Source organism: Acinetobacter sp. ANC 3929 (assembly GCF_000369405.1).
Taxonomy (GTDB): Bacteria; Pseudomonadota; Gammaproteobacteria; order Pseudomonadales; family Moraxellaceae; genus Acinetobacter.
Map to the genome: position 1 here is coordinate 593,928 of NZ_KB849994.1, position 18,425 is coordinate 612,352.

An 18,425-nucleotide genomic window follows, 5' to 3' on the forward strand; every position below is an offset into this window, starting at 1 on the left:
AAATATATTAAGGTTTTTTCGATGAGGGCGAAGATGCACTTAAACCATGTCTCGGTTTTTCTATCACAGAAGATGATTAAAACAATCGTTTTGTCTATAGCGGTTGCAACAGTGACAGTGATGACAGGGTGTGCATCTAAACCGCAAGTGCATGGTGGCACACGTTCTGTGCAAGCACCAAATTACTATACTGTTCGTTCAGGTGATACTTTAAGTGCAATTTCAAACCGCTATGGTTTGAACTATTTAGATGTAGCTGCACTCAATGATATCGCTGCGCCTTATCGAATTTATGTGAATCAATCTTTGCGTTTAAAGGGTTCTGTTGCTCAACGTACAACCTCAACACAAAGCATGGCGCAAACCGCACCTATTCAGCGTCAAAGCATTAATTTACCAACGCAGCAGCCTGTTCCACCAAAAACACAGCCTGTGATCCCACGTCCTGTCGTTCCAACCGTGCCTGTGAATCCATCATCGACGCTCGCTTCAAGCTTACGTTGGGTGAAACCGTCGAACGGCCCAATTATCCAAACCTTTAACGTGGCAAGTAATGTGAAGGGAACTCGTTATGGTGGTAACGAAGGTGATCCAATTTTTGCAGCTGCAAACGGGCAAGTAGTCTATGCTGCGGATGGCTTAAAAGAATATGGCAATTTGGTCTTGGTCAAACATATCGATGGCTATATCACTGCATATGCACATAACAGCAAAATGCTGGTGAAGAGTGGTGATAATGTGACTGCTGGTCAGAAAATTGCAGAAATGGGTTCTTCGGGCGCTTCACGCGTTATGATGGAGTTCCAAGTCCGCTTAGATGGAAAACCTGTGAACCCTGTCACGGTTTTACCAAATTAACCCTAGGATTATTAACAATATTTCAATTATTTATTAATAATCCTCTAGTGCATAAATAGACTTCCTTGTATACTCAAATTAGATTGCTTTCATTAGAACAATAAGCATATTAATAAATTAAGGGTAAGAGGGAAGTCTATGCTAGATCAATTGCGTGCAATGGGGGTTTTTGCCTGTGTTGTCGAAAAAAGCTCTTTTAGCGGTGCTGCAAGAGACTTGGGGATTACAACCAGTGCGGTCAGTCAACAAATCCGTTCTTTAGAACAAGAAATGGATGTTACTTTACTTCATCGTTCAACTCGCAAACTCAGCCTTACTGAGGCTGGACAAGCATTCTTCTTAAGTTGCCAAGAAATGTTAGCTGCGGCGGAACGTGGCAAAATCAGAATTAATGAATTACGTGATGATCTGGTCGGTGATTTGCGTATTGCAACTACGCCTGAATTGGGTGCTTTACACGTGATTCCTGCACTTTCTCATTGGATGTCAGCGCATAAAGGCTTGGCAATTCATTTTGAAGCCGATCACCGTTATATCGATTTAATTGAAGAACGCATTGATATTGCGATTCGCATGAGCTTAAAAGTAGATGATCATCAACTGACTGCTGTACCTTTAGCGCGAGTCGATCAAGTATTGGTTGCTTCACCAAGTTATCTAAATCAAGCACAGCCGATTACACGTCCTGAAGACTTGCGTCATCATGAATTACTGCCAATCACCTTGATGCAAGGCTATCAACATTTTGCATTCCGTCATGGCATCAGTGGTGAAGTGGTGAATATCGACATGAAATCACGTTTAGGCACCAATAATGTCTTCGTGGCAAAATCTCTATGTCAGCAAGGTCATGGTATCGCACGTATTTTGTATATGGATATTCAGAAAGAATTGGTGAGTGGTTCGTTGGTTGAAGTTTTACCTGATTGGCAACTACCCGCGTATACCTTGCATGCATTAACGTCTAAGCGTGAACAATACCCAATGAAAGTGCATCGTTGTATTGATGCGTTGAAACAATATTTTGCTCAGTTGCCAGGTGGGCGTTCCTTACAGGGCGTAGCCTAACAAAAAAAGCCATGCTCCCTAAGGAACATGGCTTTTTCTTTTATCTCTTTTTCTTTTGTTTAAGAGATTTTAAGCTTTTTGCTTCAACAGCAGTTTCTTCTGAGACTTTTGCTTCAGCAGTTTCTTTTTTGGCTTTCTTACGCTTTTTCTTTTTCTTTGGTTCATCATCTTCAACTGCTTCACCGTCTTCGATGGCTTGCCAATACTCAAGTTGTTCCATGACCGCAGCGTAGATTGAGTTCTTGCTGTAGCGTCCTTTCTTGTCTAGAGTTCCGACGGGACGTGCCATGAGAATCTCTAAAGCTTGATCAATGGTATCAATGGCATGGACATGAAACTGGCCAGCTTGTACAGCGTCAATCACATCTTGGCGTAACATCAAGTGTTGCATGTTTTGACGTGGAATAATCACCCCTTGTTTACCAGTTAAGCCTTGCAGCTTACATGCATCATAGAAGCCTTCAATCTTAGCATTGACGCCACCAATTGGTTGTACTTGACCTAACTGATTCATCGAACCAGTAATGGCCCAAGATTGATCAATCGGAATTTGGCAGATGGCAGATATCAAGGCGGAGAGCTCCGCAACCGTCGCGCTATCGCCATCGACCTGTCCGTAACTTTGCTCAAATGCTAAAGCCGCAGAGAAGTGTAGTATTTGTTCACGACCGAAATGTGCTTTTAAGAAGCTGGACATGAGCAAAACACCTTTTGCATGCAATGAACCACCCAACTCAACACTTCGCTCAATGTCTAAGATATCGCCGCCACCTTGATATACAGATGCAGTCAGGCGGGAAGGGAGACCAAACTCTACATCGGCATAGTGGATCACAGAAAGGGCATTGATTTGACCTAGGCGATGTCCTGAAGTTTCAATCAACTGGGTACCACGAGACAGATCTTGCCAATATAGCTCACGTAAATAGCCTAGACGATATTGACGATGATGCAGTGCTTGATTTACGTGCTGATCGATAACGATTTTGTCATCTGCTTTAAAGGCATGATGATGGGCTTCACGAATTAAATCACCTAGTGTCGAGGCATGTAGTGATAATGAACTTTGATCTTCGGCTTGACGACTTGAATCCGTCAGTAACGCTGCAAGTGCGGAGCGATCGAAAGGAAGTAACTTGTCAGCCTGAACATAATCAGCGATCAACTGCATATACGCTTGTTCATTACTGTCATTACGTTGTAATGTATCGGTGAAGTCAGCGCGGATTTTAAAGACGCTACCTAACTCTGGTTCAAGCTCTAAAATTTCATAATAAATCTCAGGCTCCGCCAGTAGGATCACTTTAATATCTAAAGGAACAGAAGCAGGTTCAATCGAGATACTGCCAGTTAAGGTTAGCATATGTTCGAGTGATGAAAGCTTAAGTTGCCCTGATTTTAAGGCACGTTTTAAACCCTGCCATGCATAAGGCTGCTCAAGTAGCTGTTCAGCTTCAAGCATTAAAAAGCCGCCGTTGGCTTGATGTAAAGAACCAGGGCGAATCAAGGTGAAATCGGTGGTAATTGTGCCGTTATGGGTGAGTTGTTCAACATGACCTAAGAGGTTGTAGTGCGTTGGAAAATCTTCAAAAATGACAGGTGCACCACTATTCGGTTTGTTGGCAATGATCACATTGGCTTGATAACGTGAAGGAACACGGTTAAATAACGCTGGGGTAAAATCATCTTCCTCTTGCTCTAAGATTAGCTCAACATTATCAATAATATCTTCAGCATAATGCTTTAGGAACAGTTCTAATCCGCTGACCTCTTTGTTTTTATTGAGTATTGACTCAATACGTGGCATCACCACTTGTGTTGCAATGTCACGATTTAAGCTTGAAACTCGATCACGCGCATCATCTTCTAAATCACCTAGATGTAGGCCTAAGCGTTCAAGCTTTTTCTCCATATAGCGGATATTGGAGTTGATTTCTGTACGCTCTTTGCTTGGTAGGGCATTCAACTCATTTTGAGTTAATTCATGATATTCATTCTCTTTGAGTTGTATTGGAATAAATACATGTTTGTCATTACGAGAAATCAATTTTAAATTGATTTCTTCACCTTCTTTGGTGAGTTCAACTAAAGCTTGCTGTTGTACATCTCCAGTATCTTGACGAATACGTTCGATACGATTGTGGTAGCTTTCTGCACTAAAGCGACGTTCTAACTGTTTTAAAATGATTTGCCATGCTTGTTGCAAGGCATTTTGAAATTTAGTGCCTTGTCCAGCTGGAAAGCGGAGTGCAATGGGCTGTCTTGGATTTTTGAAGTTATTAACATATACCCAATCATTCGGAGTCGGCATGGTTTTGGCGTGTTGCTGAAGCAAACGCTTAATCATGGTGCGTTTACCAAGTCCTGCCGTTCCTACAGCAAAAATGTTATAACCTGAATAAGGTAAAGATATTCCAGCTTCAACTGAGGCGCGGGCTCGATCTTGCCCTAAAAAATTATTGAGCGGTTTAATCCGTTTTGTTGAGCTTGGTATCTCAGCTAAATCTGGAATATGAGTCAGTTGCTCTGCACGTAATGCAGTTTTAGTCAGTGTTGGTTGTATGTCCGTCTGCTCAAAAGCGCTAGGTAATGAATTAAGGTTTGCAGTAATAGTGTTTGTTGGTGTTAATGATAAAGTTGTTGCCGTCATTTGATCGAGTTTTTGGGTCACTGTTGCTGTCCAACAAATTAAACTAAAGTTGAGTAATTAAAGGTATACAGTTTTAGGTCTAAAGATCAAGCGAACTTGTGTTTTTTATCGACAAAACAAAAGAATGGTTGCATAAAGCAACTTGCAAGCAAGGACAAGAAACGATTGAATAAGCACATTCACGCATGTTCATGGAAAATAATAACCAATGACAACTCAAGCCTCTAGTTGGGCATCTGCATTTAAAGCATTTTTAGATCGCCGTGCTCTAATTATGTTATTTCTTGGTTTCTCTGCGGGGATTCCAATTTTATTGATTTTTTCTAGCCTATCTTTGTGGTTAGGCGAGGCTGGAATCGATAAAAGTGCGGTCACTTTCTTTAGTTGGGCTGCACTCGGTTATTCTTTTAAATTTGTTTGGGCGCCTTTAATTGACGAATTGCCGGTTCCATTTTTAACCAAGAGTTTAGGTCGTCGCCGTGCTTGGTTGCTCATTGCACAATGTTTAATTATTTGTGCGATTTGTATCATGGCATTTTCTGATCCATCTTTGGGTCAAAGCTATTTAATCCAGATGGCGGTTGGTGCTGTACTGTTGGGCTTTTCGGCAGCGACTCAGGATATTGTTATTGATGCCTACCGTATTGAACTGGCCGAAACTGAAATGCAAACCGTTTTGGCTTCGACCTACAATGCGGGTTATCGTATTGGGATGATCGTTGCTGGTGCTGGTGCGCTGTTTTTGGCTGCCTATTTGGGCACAGCAAAAGGGAACTACATCTACGAAGCTTGGAAATATACCTATTTAACCATGGCAGCCGTGATGGTGGTCGGGATTATCACCACTTTGTGCGTTCGTGAGCCACAAGTAAATCGTGTTTATAAACACTATAAAACCACTGACTATTATCGCTTGGTCTTTGTATTTTTTATTGCTGTTGCAACGTTTGTTATCAGTTATATTTATTCAGGCAATGTCACTGATGCAATCGCAAAGTCAGCAGGAATTAAGGACACAGCTGCATTATTTGGTTTAGAAGCACTACGCTTTTTGACGGCTACAGCTACAGCTTTACTGGTTGGTTTTGGGTTAGTTAAGACTGGTGTTGTAAATCAGCAAATGGCTAAAGAAACATGGGTTGCACCGATTTTAGATTTCTTTAAGCGCTACGGCGTTAAACTGGCCTTGGTTTTATTGCTACTGATCGGTTTCTTCCGTATCTCTGATATTATTGCAGGGGTAATTTCCAATGTGTTCTATCAAGATCTAAACTTTAGTAAGGAACAGATTGCGGAAGCCGTTAAGATTTACGGCGTGCTATTTAGCCTGGTAGGCGGTTTCTTAGGTGGCTTGTTGGCACAACGCATGAACATTATGAAATTGATGTTTGTCGGTGCAGTCTTAGCCAGCTCGACCAATTTGATTTTTATCGGTTTGGTAAAATCGGGTAAGCCACTCGATCAAGTAGAAGTACAAGTTGGTGATCAGCATTATCAAGTTCAGACCGATGAGGTGGGGTATTGGAAGTTACATGTACCGAATGAAGCGTTGTTAAAGGCAGATTCAGTTCAGGTGAGCACCCAATATCAAAACCAAGCCGATTCTAAAATTCAATTGGCAGTACCGTATTTAATCAGCTCGGAACAGCCTCAGATTCAATTGTTACCAATGAGTGGTGATGATCAACTCACAGCAAAAGAGTTAAAACAAAGTTTGGTGATTAAAGGACAGCTCGCGAATATTAAGCCTGAAGATTTAGATGCTGAACGTCCAGTGATCTTACGCTTAGACGGTCAGGAGTTTGTGGCGAAGCTAGATCAACAGGGTTTATTTAGTGGCGTTATCGATGGCAAAATTTTACAGGCATCACCAACTAAAACCATTACAGCTGTAGCAAACTTAAAAAGCAGTGCTGTGAACCAATTGTTAGCAACACGACAATATCGTATTGATACAGCATCCCATGCTGAAACAGCGCTCAATGTAGATATTCAACCGATTGCTGTGATTGATCCTGCTCAACAAGGGACAGTCGAGCTTTCTGGCAAGGTGATTAAAAGCTATAGCTCTTTATGGTTGTATTTAGCCATTATTGTGGATAATTTGGCCTCTGGTCTTGCTGGTGCGGCATTTATCGCCTTCTTGTCCAGCTTAACCAGTGTATCATTTACAGCAGTTCAATATGCGATTTTCAGTTCTCTCATGACGCTCACGCCTAAATTGTTGGGTGGATATTCGGGAACAATCGTCAGCAATATCGGTTATCCAAATTTCTTTTTAATGACAACTTTAATTGGCATTCCAATTTTAATTCTCGTGGTTTGGGTTGCGAAGCTTTTACGCGACCATGAAAACCAAACAACTCAACAGACAGGTGAATAATTATGCGCATGTTACATACGATGCTACGAGTAGGTAATTTAGAACAATCTTTAACGTTCTACACTGAGGTACTTGGTATGAAATTGCTACGCCAACGTGATTATGAAGAAGGGCGTTTTACATTGGCTTTTGTTGGCTATGGCGATGAGAAAAGCAACACTGTGCTTGAGCTTACCCATAACTGGGACACAACTAGCTATGAGCTCGGCAATGCCTATGGTCACATTGCGATTGGTGTTGAAGATGCTTATAAAGCATGTGAAGACATTAAGGCGCGTGGCGGTAAAGTTGTACGTGAAGCAGGTCCAATGAAAGGTGGCGTTACGGTGATTGCTTTTGTTGAAGATCCAGATGGTTACAAAGTTGAACTTATTCAACAAGATCAGGATGCCTACAATAATTAATCTTTGGTCAAATAAGCCCAAGATTTCTTATCTAAAGCCCTAGCTTTATTTATAGAGCCCAGTATGATGTTCGATCAAATGGTCAACAAGTCATGCTGGGCTTTATAGTTCTTAGAGAATAGATAGGGATAAGTTATGTTGAAATTATTGGCATTGGATCGCTTTACCATACTGTTGGTTACCATGGTAATACTGGCGACGTTTTTTCCAGTTTCGGGGCAAATTGCACATTATTTTAATATTCTAACCACCGTCGCAATCGCAATACTTTTCTTCTTACATGGTGCGAAACTGTCCCGTGAAGCGGTGCTTGAAGGAATGATGCATTGGAAAATGCATGCGTTGGTGTTTGCTTTTACTTTCGCCATTTTCCCTGTCATTGGGCTACTCGCTAGGCCTGTCTTGGAACCTCTGTTAGGCCAGCCCTTGTATTGGGGTTTTCTGTTTATGTGTTTCTTGCCCTCAACAGTACAATCCTCAATTGCATTTACCTCTATGGCCAAGGGTAATGTAGCAGCTGCTGTCTGTAGTGCTTCTTTCTCCAATATCATTGGTATGTTTATTACCCCGATTTTGGTGAGTTATTTTATCTTAGGTCAAAGTCAGCATGGTTTTGACCCAACCAAATCGATTATCCAAATTACTTTATTGTTGCTTGTCCCATTTGTTCTTGGGCAATTATTACGTCCTTATGTTTTTCCATATATGGTCAAAGTCCCTAGTATCGTCAAAGCATTTGATCAGGGCTCGATCTTAATGGTGGTGTATGGCGCATTTAGTAGTGCTGTAGTTGCAGGTCTGTGGCATCAAGTCAGTGGATTAACCTTGTTGTATTTAGTGCTTGCGTGTTCAGTGTTATTAACCATTGTTATGCTGCTTGCTTTGTATGTACCAAAATGGTTAGGCTTTAATCGGGCTGATCAGGTGACGATCTTTTTTTGCAGTTCAAAGAAAACACTGGCAAGTGGGGTGCCAATGGCACAAATTCTATTTATTGGGCAACCTTTGGGTATGATTGTGCTGCCAATTATGATTTTTCATCAAATTCAGTTAATGGTATGTGGTGTGATTGCGAATCATTGGGCAAAATCCAAGCAGGAATAGTTCGCAAAATTTAATTCTTTGGCGTATAATACTCGCCACTTGTTGGCTTTGCTCTGACCGTTAGAGTCTCGGTGAGTCAAAAGAAATGGTCTGTTGTGGTGTTGATCTGCAAGTGTGCAAACACTTTGCTTTCCTCGTTTTGAGAGTGATCAATTGCGATAACAGCTTAAGCCTTTCTTACTAATAGGAGCATCGAGCATGCGCGCCGATATTCACCCTAAATACGAAAACTTAGTTGCTACTTGTTCATGTGGTAACGTAATCGAAACTAAATCTGCTCTTGGTAAAGAAACGATTTACCTTGACGTATGTTCAGCTTGCCACCCATTCTATACTGGTAAACAAAAGAATGTAGACACTGGCGGCCGTATCGACAAATTCAAACAACGTTTCTCTGGTATGTCACGTTCTATCAAACGTTAATATCAAGAAAGAAAAAACGGGCAATATGCCCGTTTTTTTTGTGCTCTCTAACTCTCCCTCCTTTTGAAAAGGAGAGTTGGAGAGGATTTTTATTGATCCTGCACATCAGTTAAACGATCAAGTTTTTTCTGGAAATAGTTACCTTGTAGGTAGCGAGCTTCTACATTCCATGCATTTGCAAATAGATTCATATCATTAAGCTCCATCAAGAAAATTTCGACTGACTTTTGCCCAATAAAGTGCAGGATTTTCTCTTGTAATGTTGCCATGTCCTTATCTGAGCTCAGCATCTTAGTAAGTTTGCTATGCAAGCTCAAATATTGAACATCGATTTGTTGTAACATGGTGTCGCTATATAAGGAATCACCAAAACCACGGATCGAGATTTCTGCGCCGTGTTGACGGAGTAAGGCAATTTGTGGCTGTGCTTGAGATAAGTTCTGTTGAAGTGCTTGTTCTGAGAATTGCAAAATCAATGGATGTGCTTGTTTGCTGCCAATAATGGTCAGTAACTTAGCAACCAATTCAGGCAACTTCTTATCATTCAAAAGCACATGGTGATTGAGGTTTACAATCAATTTGGCTTTTGGATATTGAGTAATGAAATTGTGCAATTGCTTGCAAGCTTCAACCAGTATCCAACGATCAAGCTGAATGGATAATTCAGGGTCATCCTTCAGATCACCAAGATCACTTAAATCCTGCCATTGATTGTCAAAAATAAACCCGCCAGAAACTTCATAAGTATGCGTATGCTGATCTTGTTTATCATAGAGCTGTTGATATTTAAGATGAATATCGCCTGTATCAAGTTTCTGTTTCAGCCCTTGTAATAAGGTTAATTGAACTGCTGTTGGAATATGTTCTGTGGTGAGACCAATATCCGCATCAAGTTTTGGCGTATTAAAGACTGGCAATCCTTGTACAAATGCTTTGGTGAGAACTTGTTCAAAGTGTGTCTCATCTGGAATTGCTTGTGCAAGCTCACAATAACCCAATTTCAGGTGCAAGGGGAAAGTATGCTGTGCGGCCACTAGCAGTTGTGGTTTCTGCAAGCTGTTCAAGCCAATCAGAAGCGAGTTTAAGACATTCTTTGATTCAGCCTGAAATAAAGCCACATATATCGCACTATCAACCTGATAAACAGGGGCATTTACCTGTTCTTTGATAAAGTTCTGAATATTGGAAAAATAAGCTTTGCTTCCACGCCAATCTGTTTGGAAGACTTCATTTGGGCAGCTACTCAAGCTAAACAATACCACTGCATTGGCATTTGCAGGGTGATTGGTGAGTTGCCGATTAATCTGTTGTAAAGCGGTATTTAAATTTGATACTTTTTCAGCAGAAACTACTAATGCTGGTGTCGCAGCTGTCGTTTGAGAGGGCGTACCACATTCAATATTAAGTTGAATTTCTTCTTCATTCCCTGACGGCAAAAATTCAAGATGTAATGGATTATTTTTTACAGTTGCATTTTGGGTACGCAGTTCAAAACTACCATGCTCAAATTGCCCTTGAGAAATCTTTTTAAACCGAAGCTTAAATTGGCTTAAGTCCTCTGGTTGTAACACATCCAGAATAGGTAAACCAATCAGTTCATCGGTACTGGTGAAACCGAACAAATTGGCATATTCAGCATTCACATTGATATGAATGCCTTCTTGTAAAATAGCAACCGCTTTATGGCTTTCAGCAACCAAAGACTGTGCCTGAGACTGTGCCGCTTCTAATTCATTTAATAAACGATGTTCAGCTTGTACTAGGCGGCTATAAGACAGCGCACGAACGATGCTGATATAGAATTTTTCTGGAGACTTAAGATTTAATACATCATAGATGCCTTTATGAATATAAGTCTGATATTGATCAGCATTATAGTCATCTGGTTCTAATAGCAGTACAGGTAGGCTCGGCTGTGATGATGCCTGAATTAGGGACAGTGTTTGTTCAATTTTCAGATCATAAGCACGACCAAAAATAACAATATCCCAGGGTAAGTTTAGCTGTTTTTCAAATGTTTTAAGATCATCTAGCAATGTCGCTTGAATTTGATGGTCTTGTGCCGTAAAAATCGCTGAAATTTGATTATAACGTAATTGATTATCATCAATAATCAGTAAACGGGTTTCCGTCCGTTTGAGTTTCTTAGAGAGTAAAGAATTTCTCACTTTAATGCTTCCCATAAATCTTGATCAATTGTGTCCATATTTTTTTGTGCCATATATTTTTGAAGAACAGGGAGTTCCTCATCATTTAGCAGTTCAAACTCAAATTGAACAAAACTCTGGGTAATTAATTGTGCGTTTAATAAATACACTTTGACTTCCTCTTTCCCCAATCTTAAATGAACAGCTTGGTGTTCTCTAAAAATTTGTGAACCTGGTAAAATTAAGGTTGTTTTTGTTTCATCCAAATTTTGGTTTTTTAATAAAAGTGTTGGATGATAATTGCTGATATGTCGATCCGCCTGTAAGCGCACAGCACAAGGGAAAATTTCCTGTGCCAATACCTCTAAACCAAGTTCTAAACTTTTCTCGCTCGATTGTTTAAGCCAACGAATTACTCCTCCACGCCAGTGCCCATGTGATGTTTCTTTAACTAAAATATATTCGCCTGTTCTTAGGTTTTTCGGTGCTTCTCCTGACCATTTAATACGATAACCGTTTACACTGATATCGAGTATATCTGCTTGGTAAACAGCTTTGCTTTCACGGCTTAAACGCTGGATGGCTGATTCTTGATTGTCTGTAGTGCTCTTTTTATCCCAAGCCGACATGAACTTGGATTCGTTTTGCAGACCATAACCGTGGTCTAACAACAAAGTCTCGGAAAAGTTTTTAGCTTTAGATAAATAGAAGTGGGCAGTGAGCAGACCAAAGCAGATGTGCAGTTGTGCTGAATATTCATAACGCTCATGGCGACGTTCTGCGGTTGTACCTAAAATGGTTTGCACATGAAATTTCAGTGCTGGCGTTAAATAGATTTTTTCATTTTTAGAAATATATTCTGCATTTTTATGCAGCGTGGCTGTGACATGATCCAACAAACTATGTGTGCTAATAAAAATGTTCGGATTGAAGCCAGAACTTTGTTTCTTATTATAAATAGGTGGATGATCTTTGGTGGTATCTACCACATATTTGGTGAGATCAGTTTCCTTTGCCAAAATCTGAACCATTTTCGCCCAGTCAAAACTACACTGGAACAATGCCTGTATTTCAGATTGACGAATTTGATTGGTATTAAAAATATCCATCAAAATCAACTGGGCATAGGCCTGCGTAATATTGGTAATCGCACTTGGTTTGCCTTGAGACTGATCTAAGTTGGTATGCTGATATTTATGAGTTACTGCTGCATCATAGAGCTGATGAGCAATTAACCATTGTCCAGCAACTGGCTCGCTATACAACATATGTTGCTGATAGAGAAGTTGGGTTAATTGCTGTAACGATTGAAATGTGGCCAAGGTTCTTGCTGTTTGCAGATTTTTCTTTTGATTCAAAGCGAAAATAGAAAACTTTTGCTGATCAAGCTGGTCATTACTTCGACGCACAATATTGATGTAGATTGCAGCGAAGTAGCAACGCAATAACATTGCGAGTTCAATGATATGTTCATTACGATCAGAACTAATCACGCCCTGATTAAAAAAGTTTTTTTCTAGGCTGCCCAGCACGTTTTCAATAGTCGGATGCAGAACCTGAACCAAGTCAAAACGTAAAGTTTCCGAACATTCTAATTCACTCAGCTCTAGCAGAGCCGCAAACAGTGCTTTGGAGGTATCACCTAACTGCATAATGGACAGATTTGATATCCACTCATTGAGACTTTTAGAATTGGTATCACAAAAGCTAAGTTTGTCCCGTCTTAAGACTGTTGGAATTTGAAAAATATCCGAAAAAGCATTATTCATCATTGTGTTATCAATCTCAGAATGTTTGAACCCCAAAAAGCGGTGTTTTATTTTTTTCGCCCGCAATTTCCCTGACGAGTTTCGGGACGAGATATCCTGGTAAACTCGCTAATACATCACTGTATATCTGATCTATCTCTGAAGATCTTAAATCAAAATGCTGAGCTCCTTTAACTTTATCCAAAACATGAAGGTAATAGGGCATTACTCGTGCTTCAAATAAACGGCTACTCAATGCATTTAAAGTTTCTGCAGAATCATTCACACCTTTGAGCAAAACTGCCTGATTAAGGACGGTTATATGCTGGAATGATAACTGTAGCAACTTCGAGCAAGTGAAATCATCGAGTTCAGCTGCGTGGTTTGAGTGTACCACTACTACAATACGTAGCCTACTGTTTTTTAATATAGAAATCAGCTCTTCATCAATACGATTCGGGATCACAATGGGAACCCGTGAATGAATTCTCAATATCTTAATCTGAGGGAGAGATGCGACTCGTTCTAGCCACAAAGAAATTTTTCGATTGTTTAAAGTGAGCGGGTCACCACCACTTAAAATCACTTCATTGATTTGTGGATTTTGCTCAATATACTGTTTAATGTTGAGCCAATCGTCATTTTTAGGAAGATTCTCCTGATATGGAAAATGACGGCGAAAACAATAACGACAGTGAATCGCACATGCGCCAGTTAAGGTTAGCAAAAAACGTGATTGATATTTGTGTAAAACCCCGGCCATTTGATTTGCGGCTTCTTCACCTAAAGGATCCGTCACAAATTCAGGATGCTCTTCCAGTTCTAGGTGATGGGGTAAGACCTGTAACAATAGCGGATCAAGTGGATCACCTATGGTCATTTTTCCGACGAATGCACGTGGAACGCGCAATTTAAACTGTTCAGAGGCAAGGATTGCCCCTGATAATAGCTGATCGGTAGATAACTCAAGCAGATTTAACAGCTCTAAGGGATCAGTAATTAGGTCACTGAGTTGTGATTGCCAGTTTTGCTCTTGATGTAAATAGTTTATCATGCCATACGTTAAAAATAGTGTTAGTGTCACACCTGTGCGTGTAGTCTAACATTAATAGATTTGAGTTTTAAGTTTGGAGTGCGCCTTTCATGGCCTATTATTCTACAAATGATTTTAAAGCAGGCCTTAAGGTTATGCTTGATGGCAACCCATGTTCAATCATGGAAAATGAATATGTAAAACCAGGTAAAGGTCAAGCGTTTAACCGTGTGAAATTACGTAACCTTCGCTCTGGTAAAGTATTAGAAAAAACATTTAAATCAGGTGATTCTTTAGAAGCAGCTGATATTGTAGAAGTTGAAATGGATTACCTCTACAACGATGGCGAAATGTGGAACTTCATGGATCCTGTATCTTTCGAGCAAATCGCTGCTGATAAAACAGCAATGGGCGATGCTGCGAAATGGTTAAAAGATGATTCAAATGAAAAATGTACGATCATGTTATTCAATGGTGTACCTTTGAACGTAAATCCACCAAACTTTGTTGTGTTGAAAATTATTGAAACTGATCCAGGTGTACGTGGTGATACTTCTGGCGGTGGCGGTAAACCAGCGAAGCTTGAAACAGGTGCGGTAGTACGTGTTCCATTATTCGTACAGCAAGAAGAAAGTGTTCGTGTAGACACGCGTACTGGTGACTACTTAGAACGTGCGTAATTGTGAATGAGTAGCCACGCTACTCAAGATATACAATTATCGAAGGGATGATTAAACAATCATCCCTTTTTTTATGCCAAAGTATTAGATAAATAATTGAAGCTAGAAGGTAAACTTACAAAGATATTTCTTCTACAGAAAATATAGAAAGGGAAATCTAATAAGGGTTTGCTGACATTTCAGCCATGCATTGCGTTATCGGCTAAAACGATATAAACAAGGCATGAAACGCAGGCAATGGCGACCCCCTTGTCAAGTTTCATAACGCAGTTTAGGGAAGTTTTAGCCATAACCCTACGGGACAGGGACATTTTTTGCTGCCACTACGTTATATTTTATTTATTTAGAATAGCTAAATTGCATAAAACATGCCTTGTGCCACCTATAAAATGTCCTCTGTCGCAATGAGAGCTATAGCTCGTAAAGTGAAACGTCAACCAACCCAACCCTAACCACGCATTATGTATTTGAGAGGTTTTGAATGGAGACAACACAAGCAAAGTCAACACTTCCCTCAAAACTCCTATGGAGTTTGGTTGCCATCGTTGGGGCAATTTCATTTGGGATATTGGCGGTTAGTCGTGGTGAGCATGTTAATGCGGTCTGGTTAGTTCTTGCCGCGGTCTGTGTATATAGCATTGCGTATCGATTCTATAGTTTATTTATTGCAAACAAAGTTTTTGAATTAAATCCTAAACGGTTAACCCCAGCTCATCGTCTTGCCGATGGTCTGGATTATGTTCCTACCAATAAGTTTGTTTTATTCGGTCATCACTTTGCAGCGATTGCTGGAGCAGGGCCTTTAGTGGGGCCAATCCTTGCAGCGCAAATGGGTTACTTGCCTGGAACCATCTGGCTTTTAGTCGGTGTGGTGATTGCGGGTGCAGTCCAAGATTTTCTGGTTTTATTTATCTCCACACGACGAGATGGTCGTTCTTTGGGTGAGATGGCAAAACAAGAACTCGGTACTTTCGCTGGTGTCATTGTCATGCTCGGTACACTGGGGGTGATGATCATTATCCTTGCGGTACTTGCATTGGTCGTCGTTAAAGCCTTGGCACATAGTCCGTGGGGTGTGTTTAGTATTGCTGCTACCATTCCAATCGCATTATTTATGGGCGTGTATATGCGTTATCTGCGCCCAGGGAAAATTGCAGAAGTTTCTATCATTGGTTTTGTGTTGATGATGGCAGCAATTGTATATGGTGGTGATGTTGCCAAAGATCCATATTGGGGTCAGTTATTTACCCTCAGTGGTACTCAATTGACATGGGCCTTGATCATTTATGGTTTTATCGCTTCAGTTTTACCTGTTTGGTTGTTGTTAGCACCGCGTGATTACTTATCAACCTTCCTTAAAATTGGTGTAATCGCAGGCTTGGCAATTGGGATTATCTTTGCGATGCCTGATTTGAAAATGCCAGCAGTGACGCATTTTGTTGATGGTACAGGTCCTGTGTTTGCAGGTAGTTTATTTCCTTTCCTCTTTATTACCATTGCTTGTGGTGCGATTTCAGGTTTCCATGCCTTGGTTGCATCAGGCACGACTCCTAAACTGGTCGATAACGAAGTCAATATTCGTATGATCGGCTATGGCGGTATGTTGATGGAATCCTTCGTCGGCATCATGGCAATGATCTGCGCGACGGTACTAGATCCAGGGATTTATTTTGCGATCAATGCGCCAGCAGCAGTTTTAGGCACCTCGGTAGAGACCGCTGCTGAAGCAGTGCGTAATCTTGGCTTCGTGGTTAGCCCAGAAATGTTGACCTTGTTGGCTCAGGAAGTGGGTGAGAGTTCAATCTTGTCTCGTACAGGTGGTGCACCGACATTTGCAATTGGTATGGCACATATCATTTCAGAGATTTTCAATAACCGCTCAATGATGGCGTTCTGGTATCACTTTGCCATTTTGTTTGAAGCATTATTCATTTTAACTGCGGTAGATGCGGGAACACGTGCATGTCGTTTCATGGTGCAGGATACGGTCGGCATCGTGGTTCCAGCGATTAAACAATCAAGTTCATTCTTTGGTAATTTGGTCGGGACCTTTGTTGCAGTCGCAGGTTGGGGTTTCTTCGTTTATCAAGGTGTGGTTGATCCATTAGGTGGGATTAACTCCTTATGGCCGTTATTTGGTATTGGTAACCAAATCTTGGCATCGATGGCCTTGATCTTAGGCACAGTCATTCTATTCAAGATGAAAAAAGAGAAGTATGTTTGGGTCACCATTGTCCCGACGATTTTCTTATTCATTACCTCGATGACTGCGGGTTGGCAAAAGATTTTCCACGAAAATCCGAAAATTGGTTTCTTGGCACAAGCGAATCGTTTCTCTGATGCAATTGCACGTGGTGAAATCCTTGCACCAGCCAAAACAGTTGCTGAAATGCAGACCATTGTCATGTCGAACCAGATCAATGCGGCACTGTGTGGCTTCTTTATGATTGTTGCCATTGTGATGATCATTGCTTCGATTGGTATTGTACGTAGAGCATTGGCGAGTCCAACACCAACAGTGAATGAAGCGCCCGCAGTTTATTCAGAAACCCCGATGACTGCCAATAGCATCAAAGGAGAGTAGTGATGGATTTTAAAATTGCTCGACAAGGCAGTGCGGTGATTGTGAAGATTATTAAATTCACCATCATGTCGCAAAAACATTTACTTTTATCACCCAAGAATTGGTCGCGTATCGCTGTTTTATGGCAGCGTTTGCAGCAGAGTTTTAGGTTGATGGTTGGTGTGCCCGATTATGAAACTTATGTGCAGCATATGAAAGCGCATCATCCTGACTTAACGCCAATGGATGCAAAGACTTTTTATCGTCATTGTATCGATGCACGCTATCCTTCTGCTGGTGGTAATATGAAAAAATGTCCTTGCTAGAAATCAATTGATTTCATTGAAAAAAAACCAAAACAGTGTATGTTGAAACATACACTGTTTTATTTTGGGGATAAAATTATGTGGGGCACGGATCAGGCTTCAGTTCAAGACAAAAAACGACAAAACCAAGCATTAGAACAAGATATTAAAAGCTTTGGTCAAAAGATTGAGCAATTTTTAATTGAAGTCAATCAGCTCATTTTAGATAAGCCTCAACAAACTAAACTAGCGCTGACCTGTTTGCTGGCAGGTGGTCATGTGTTGTTTGAAGATTTACCCGGATTAGGTAAAACGACCTTAGCCAGTGCTCTGGCTCGTTTGGCAGGACTCCATTTTCAGCGGATTCAATTTACCAATGATATGTTGGCCAGTGATGTGATTGGCATCAATATTTTTAATCAGAAAGAACATCTATTTGAGTTTAAGCAAGGGCCGATTTTTACCCAGATTTTGCTGGCAGATGAAATTAACCGTTGTAGTCCTAAAACCCAAAGTGCCTTACTTGAAGCGATGGAAGAAGGTGCCGTGACTGTAGATGGTGTGCATTATGAATTGCCACAACCATTCTGGGTATTGGCAACACAAAACCCACTCTTTCAAAGTGGCACTTATGCATTACCAGAGTCTCAGCTCGACCGTTTCTTGATGCGATTATCCTTGGGTTATCCATCGCGTCAGGCAGAAAAACTCCTGTTACAGCAAAGTTCACGGCAAGTGCTGATTCATCAGTTAGAGGCCGTATTTAATCAAGCTGATATTTTGCATTTACGTGAATTGGCAAAACAGGTTTTTCTCAGCGATGCCGTGCTCAACTATATTTTAGATTTGGCTGCTGAAACGCGTAAGCAACGCCACGGCCTCTCAACTCGTGGAGTGTTGGCTCTGAAGGCTGCGGCACAAGCCTATGCTTTGGTTGAGAGACGCAGTTTTGTGACGACGGATGATGTACAAAACGTATTTGTGGCTGTGGTGGCACATCGCCTGAGTTTAGGTGATATGGAGGTTAAACAGCTGTTGCAGTCAGTTGATGTATTGTAA

At 40.9% G+C, this 18,425-nt stretch carries 14 protein-coding genes; 10 read left to right on the plus strand and 4 right to left on the minus strand.

Going from position 1 to position 18,425, the window contains the following annotated elements; translation table 11 throughout:
* The first annotated feature begins 33 nt into the window (after positions 1 to 33).
* Together F909_RS16830 and F909_RS16825 are read left to right on the plus strand one after the other, a co-directional pair.
* A complete protein-coding gene (locus F909_RS16830; protein ID WP_005145927.1) occupies positions 34 to 858 on the plus strand; it encodes a peptidoglycan DD-metalloendopeptidase family protein in 825 nt (274 codons plus the stop codon).
* Positions 859 to 996: 138 nt separating this feature from the next.
* Positions 997 to 1,926 carry a LysR family transcriptional regulator gene (locus tag F909_RS16825; RefSeq protein WP_005145929.1) on the plus strand — a complete coding sequence of 310 codons (930 nt, stop codon included), beginning with the start codon at positions 997 to 999 and terminating at the stop codon, positions 1,924 to 1,926.
* A gap of 40 nt (positions 1,927 to 1,966) precedes the next feature.
* Here F909_RS16825 and F909_RS16820 read toward each other — a convergent pair whose 3' ends face one another.
* Positions 1,967 to 4,597 (minus strand): Lon protease family protein, encoded by a 2,631-nt coding sequence (locus F909_RS16820; RefSeq protein ID WP_005145936.1) that lies wholly within the window; start codon positions 4,595 to 4,597, stop codon positions 1,967 to 1,969.
* A 187-nt stretch (positions 4,598 to 4,784) separates the two neighbouring features.
* Here F909_RS16820 and F909_RS16815 point away from each other — a divergent pair, with 187 nt between their 5' ends.
* From F909_RS16815 to rpmE, 4 genes are all read left to right on the plus strand, one after another.
* Positions 4,785 to 6,959 carry an AmpG family muropeptide MFS transporter gene (locus F909_RS16815; protein WP_005145938.1) on the plus strand — a complete coding sequence of 725 codons (2,175 nt, stop codon included), beginning with the start codon at positions 4,785 to 4,787 and terminating at the stop codon, positions 6,957 to 6,959.
* Between the two features lie 2 nt (positions 6,960 to 6,961).
* Complete coding sequence (gene gloA / locus F909_RS16810) at positions 6,962 to 7,363, plus strand: lactoylglutathione lyase (protein ID WP_005145940.1); 402 nt, start codon at positions 6,962 to 6,964, stop codon at positions 7,361 to 7,363.
* A gap of 135 nt (positions 7,364 to 7,498) precedes the next feature.
* Positions 7,499 to 8,467, plus strand: a complete 969-nt coding sequence (locus F909_RS16805; RefSeq protein WP_005145942.1) for a bile acid:sodium symporter family protein — start codon at positions 7,499 to 7,501, stop codon at positions 8,465 to 8,467.
* Between the two features lie 198 nt (positions 8,468 to 8,665).
* Entirely contained in the window at positions 8,666 to 8,890 is a 225-nt protein-coding gene (rpmE, locus tag F909_RS16800) for a 50S ribosomal protein L31 (protein WP_005145945.1), read from the plus strand.
* Between the two features lie 89 nt (positions 8,891 to 8,979).
* Here the strand turns inward: rpmE and F909_RS16795 are convergent, their stop codons facing one another.
* Genes F909_RS16795 through epmB form a run of 3 tightly spaced genes read right to left on the minus strand, consistent with a single transcriptional unit; the run spans position 8,980 to position 13,839 of the window.
* The gene (locus tag F909_RS16795; protein ID WP_005145951.1) at positions 8,980 to 11,073 is read right to left on the minus strand and encodes an EAL domain-containing protein; all 2,094 of its coding nucleotides are present in this window, start codon (positions 11,071 to 11,073) and stop codon (positions 8,980 to 8,982) included.
* The gene (locus tag F909_RS16790) at positions 11,055 to 12,809 is read right to left on the minus strand and encodes a hypothetical protein (protein ID WP_005145954.1); all 1,755 of its coding nucleotides are present in this window, start codon (positions 12,807 to 12,809) and stop codon (positions 11,055 to 11,057) included. Before F909_RS16790 ends, F909_RS16795 begins: the two co-directional genes overlap by 19 nt.
* Positions 12,810 to 12,822: 13 nt before the next feature.
* The gene (epmB, locus tag F909_RS16785) at positions 12,823 to 13,839 is read right to left on the minus strand and encodes an EF-P beta-lysylation protein EpmB (RefSeq protein WP_005145955.1); all 1,017 of its coding nucleotides are present in this window, start codon (positions 13,837 to 13,839) and stop codon (positions 12,823 to 12,825) included.
* Positions 13,840 to 13,928: 89 nt separating this feature from the next.
* Between epmB and efp the strand changes: the two genes are divergently transcribed.
* From efp to F909_RS16765, 4 genes are all read left to right on the plus strand, one after another.
* Complete coding sequence (gene efp / locus F909_RS16780; RefSeq protein ID WP_004808248.1) at positions 13,929 to 14,498, plus strand: elongation factor P; 570 nt, start codon at positions 13,929 to 13,931, stop codon at positions 14,496 to 14,498.
* A 481-nt stretch (positions 14,499 to 14,979) separates the two neighbouring features.
* Positions 14,980 to 17,082 carry a carbon starvation CstA family protein gene (locus tag F909_RS16775; protein ID WP_005145958.1) on the plus strand — a complete coding sequence of 701 codons (2,103 nt, stop codon included), beginning with the start codon at positions 14,980 to 14,982 and terminating at the stop codon, positions 17,080 to 17,082.
* A complete protein-coding gene (locus F909_RS16770) occupies positions 17,082 to 17,387 on the plus strand; it encodes a YbdD/YjiX family protein (protein WP_171067253.1) in 306 nt (101 codons plus the stop codon). Before F909_RS16775 ends, F909_RS16770 begins: the two co-directional genes overlap by 1 nt.
* Positions 17,388 to 17,465: 78 nt before the next feature.
* The gene (locus F909_RS16765; RefSeq protein WP_005145959.1) at positions 17,466 to 18,425 is read left to right on the plus strand and encodes an AAA family ATPase; all 960 of its coding nucleotides are present in this window, start codon (positions 17,466 to 17,468) and stop codon (positions 18,423 to 18,425) included.

Excerpts from the sequence above, each read along its gene's own strand:
- F909_RS16830 (WP_005145927.1), top strand. The coding sequence starts at position 34 with ATGCACTTAAACCATGTCTCGGTTTTTCTATCACAGAAGATGATTAAA.
- F909_RS16825 (WP_005145929.1), top strand. The coding sequence starts at position 997 with ATGCTAGATCAATTGCGTGCAATGGGGGTTTTTGCCTGTGTTGTCGAA.
- F909_RS16815 (WP_005145938.1), top strand. The coding sequence starts at position 4,785 with ATGACAACTCAAGCCTCTAGTTGGGCATCTGCATTTAAAGCATTTTTA.
- gloA (WP_005145940.1), top strand. The coding sequence starts at position 6,962 with ATGCGCATGTTACATACGATGCTACGAGTAGGTAATTTAGAACAATCT.
- F909_RS16805 (WP_005145942.1), top strand. The coding sequence starts at position 7,499 with ATGTTGAAATTATTGGCATTGGATCGCTTTACCATACTGTTGGTTACC.
- rpmE (WP_005145945.1), top strand. The coding sequence starts at position 8,666 with ATGCGCGCCGATATTCACCCTAAATACGAAAACTTAGTTGCTACTTGT.
- F909_RS16795 (WP_005145951.1), bottom strand. The coding sequence starts at position 11,073 with ATGGGAAGCATTAAAGTGAGAAATTCTTTACTCTCTAAGAAACTCAAA.
- F909_RS16790 (WP_005145954.1), bottom strand. The coding sequence starts at position 12,809 with ATGATGAATAATGCTTTTTCGGATATTTTTCAAATTCCAACAGTCTTA.
- epmB (WP_005145955.1), bottom strand. The coding sequence starts at position 13,839 with ATGATAAACTATTTACATCAAGAGCAAAACTGGCAATCACAACTCAGT.
- efp (WP_004808248.1), top strand. The coding sequence starts at position 13,929 with ATGGCCTATTATTCTACAAATGATTTTAAAGCAGGCCTTAAGGTTATG.
- F909_RS16775 (WP_005145958.1), top strand. The coding sequence starts at position 14,980 with ATGGAGACAACACAAGCAAAGTCAACACTTCCCTCAAAACTCCTATGG.
- F909_RS16765 (WP_005145959.1), top strand. The coding sequence starts at position 17,466 with ATGTGGGGCACGGATCAGGCTTCAGTTCAAGACAAAAAACGACAAAAC.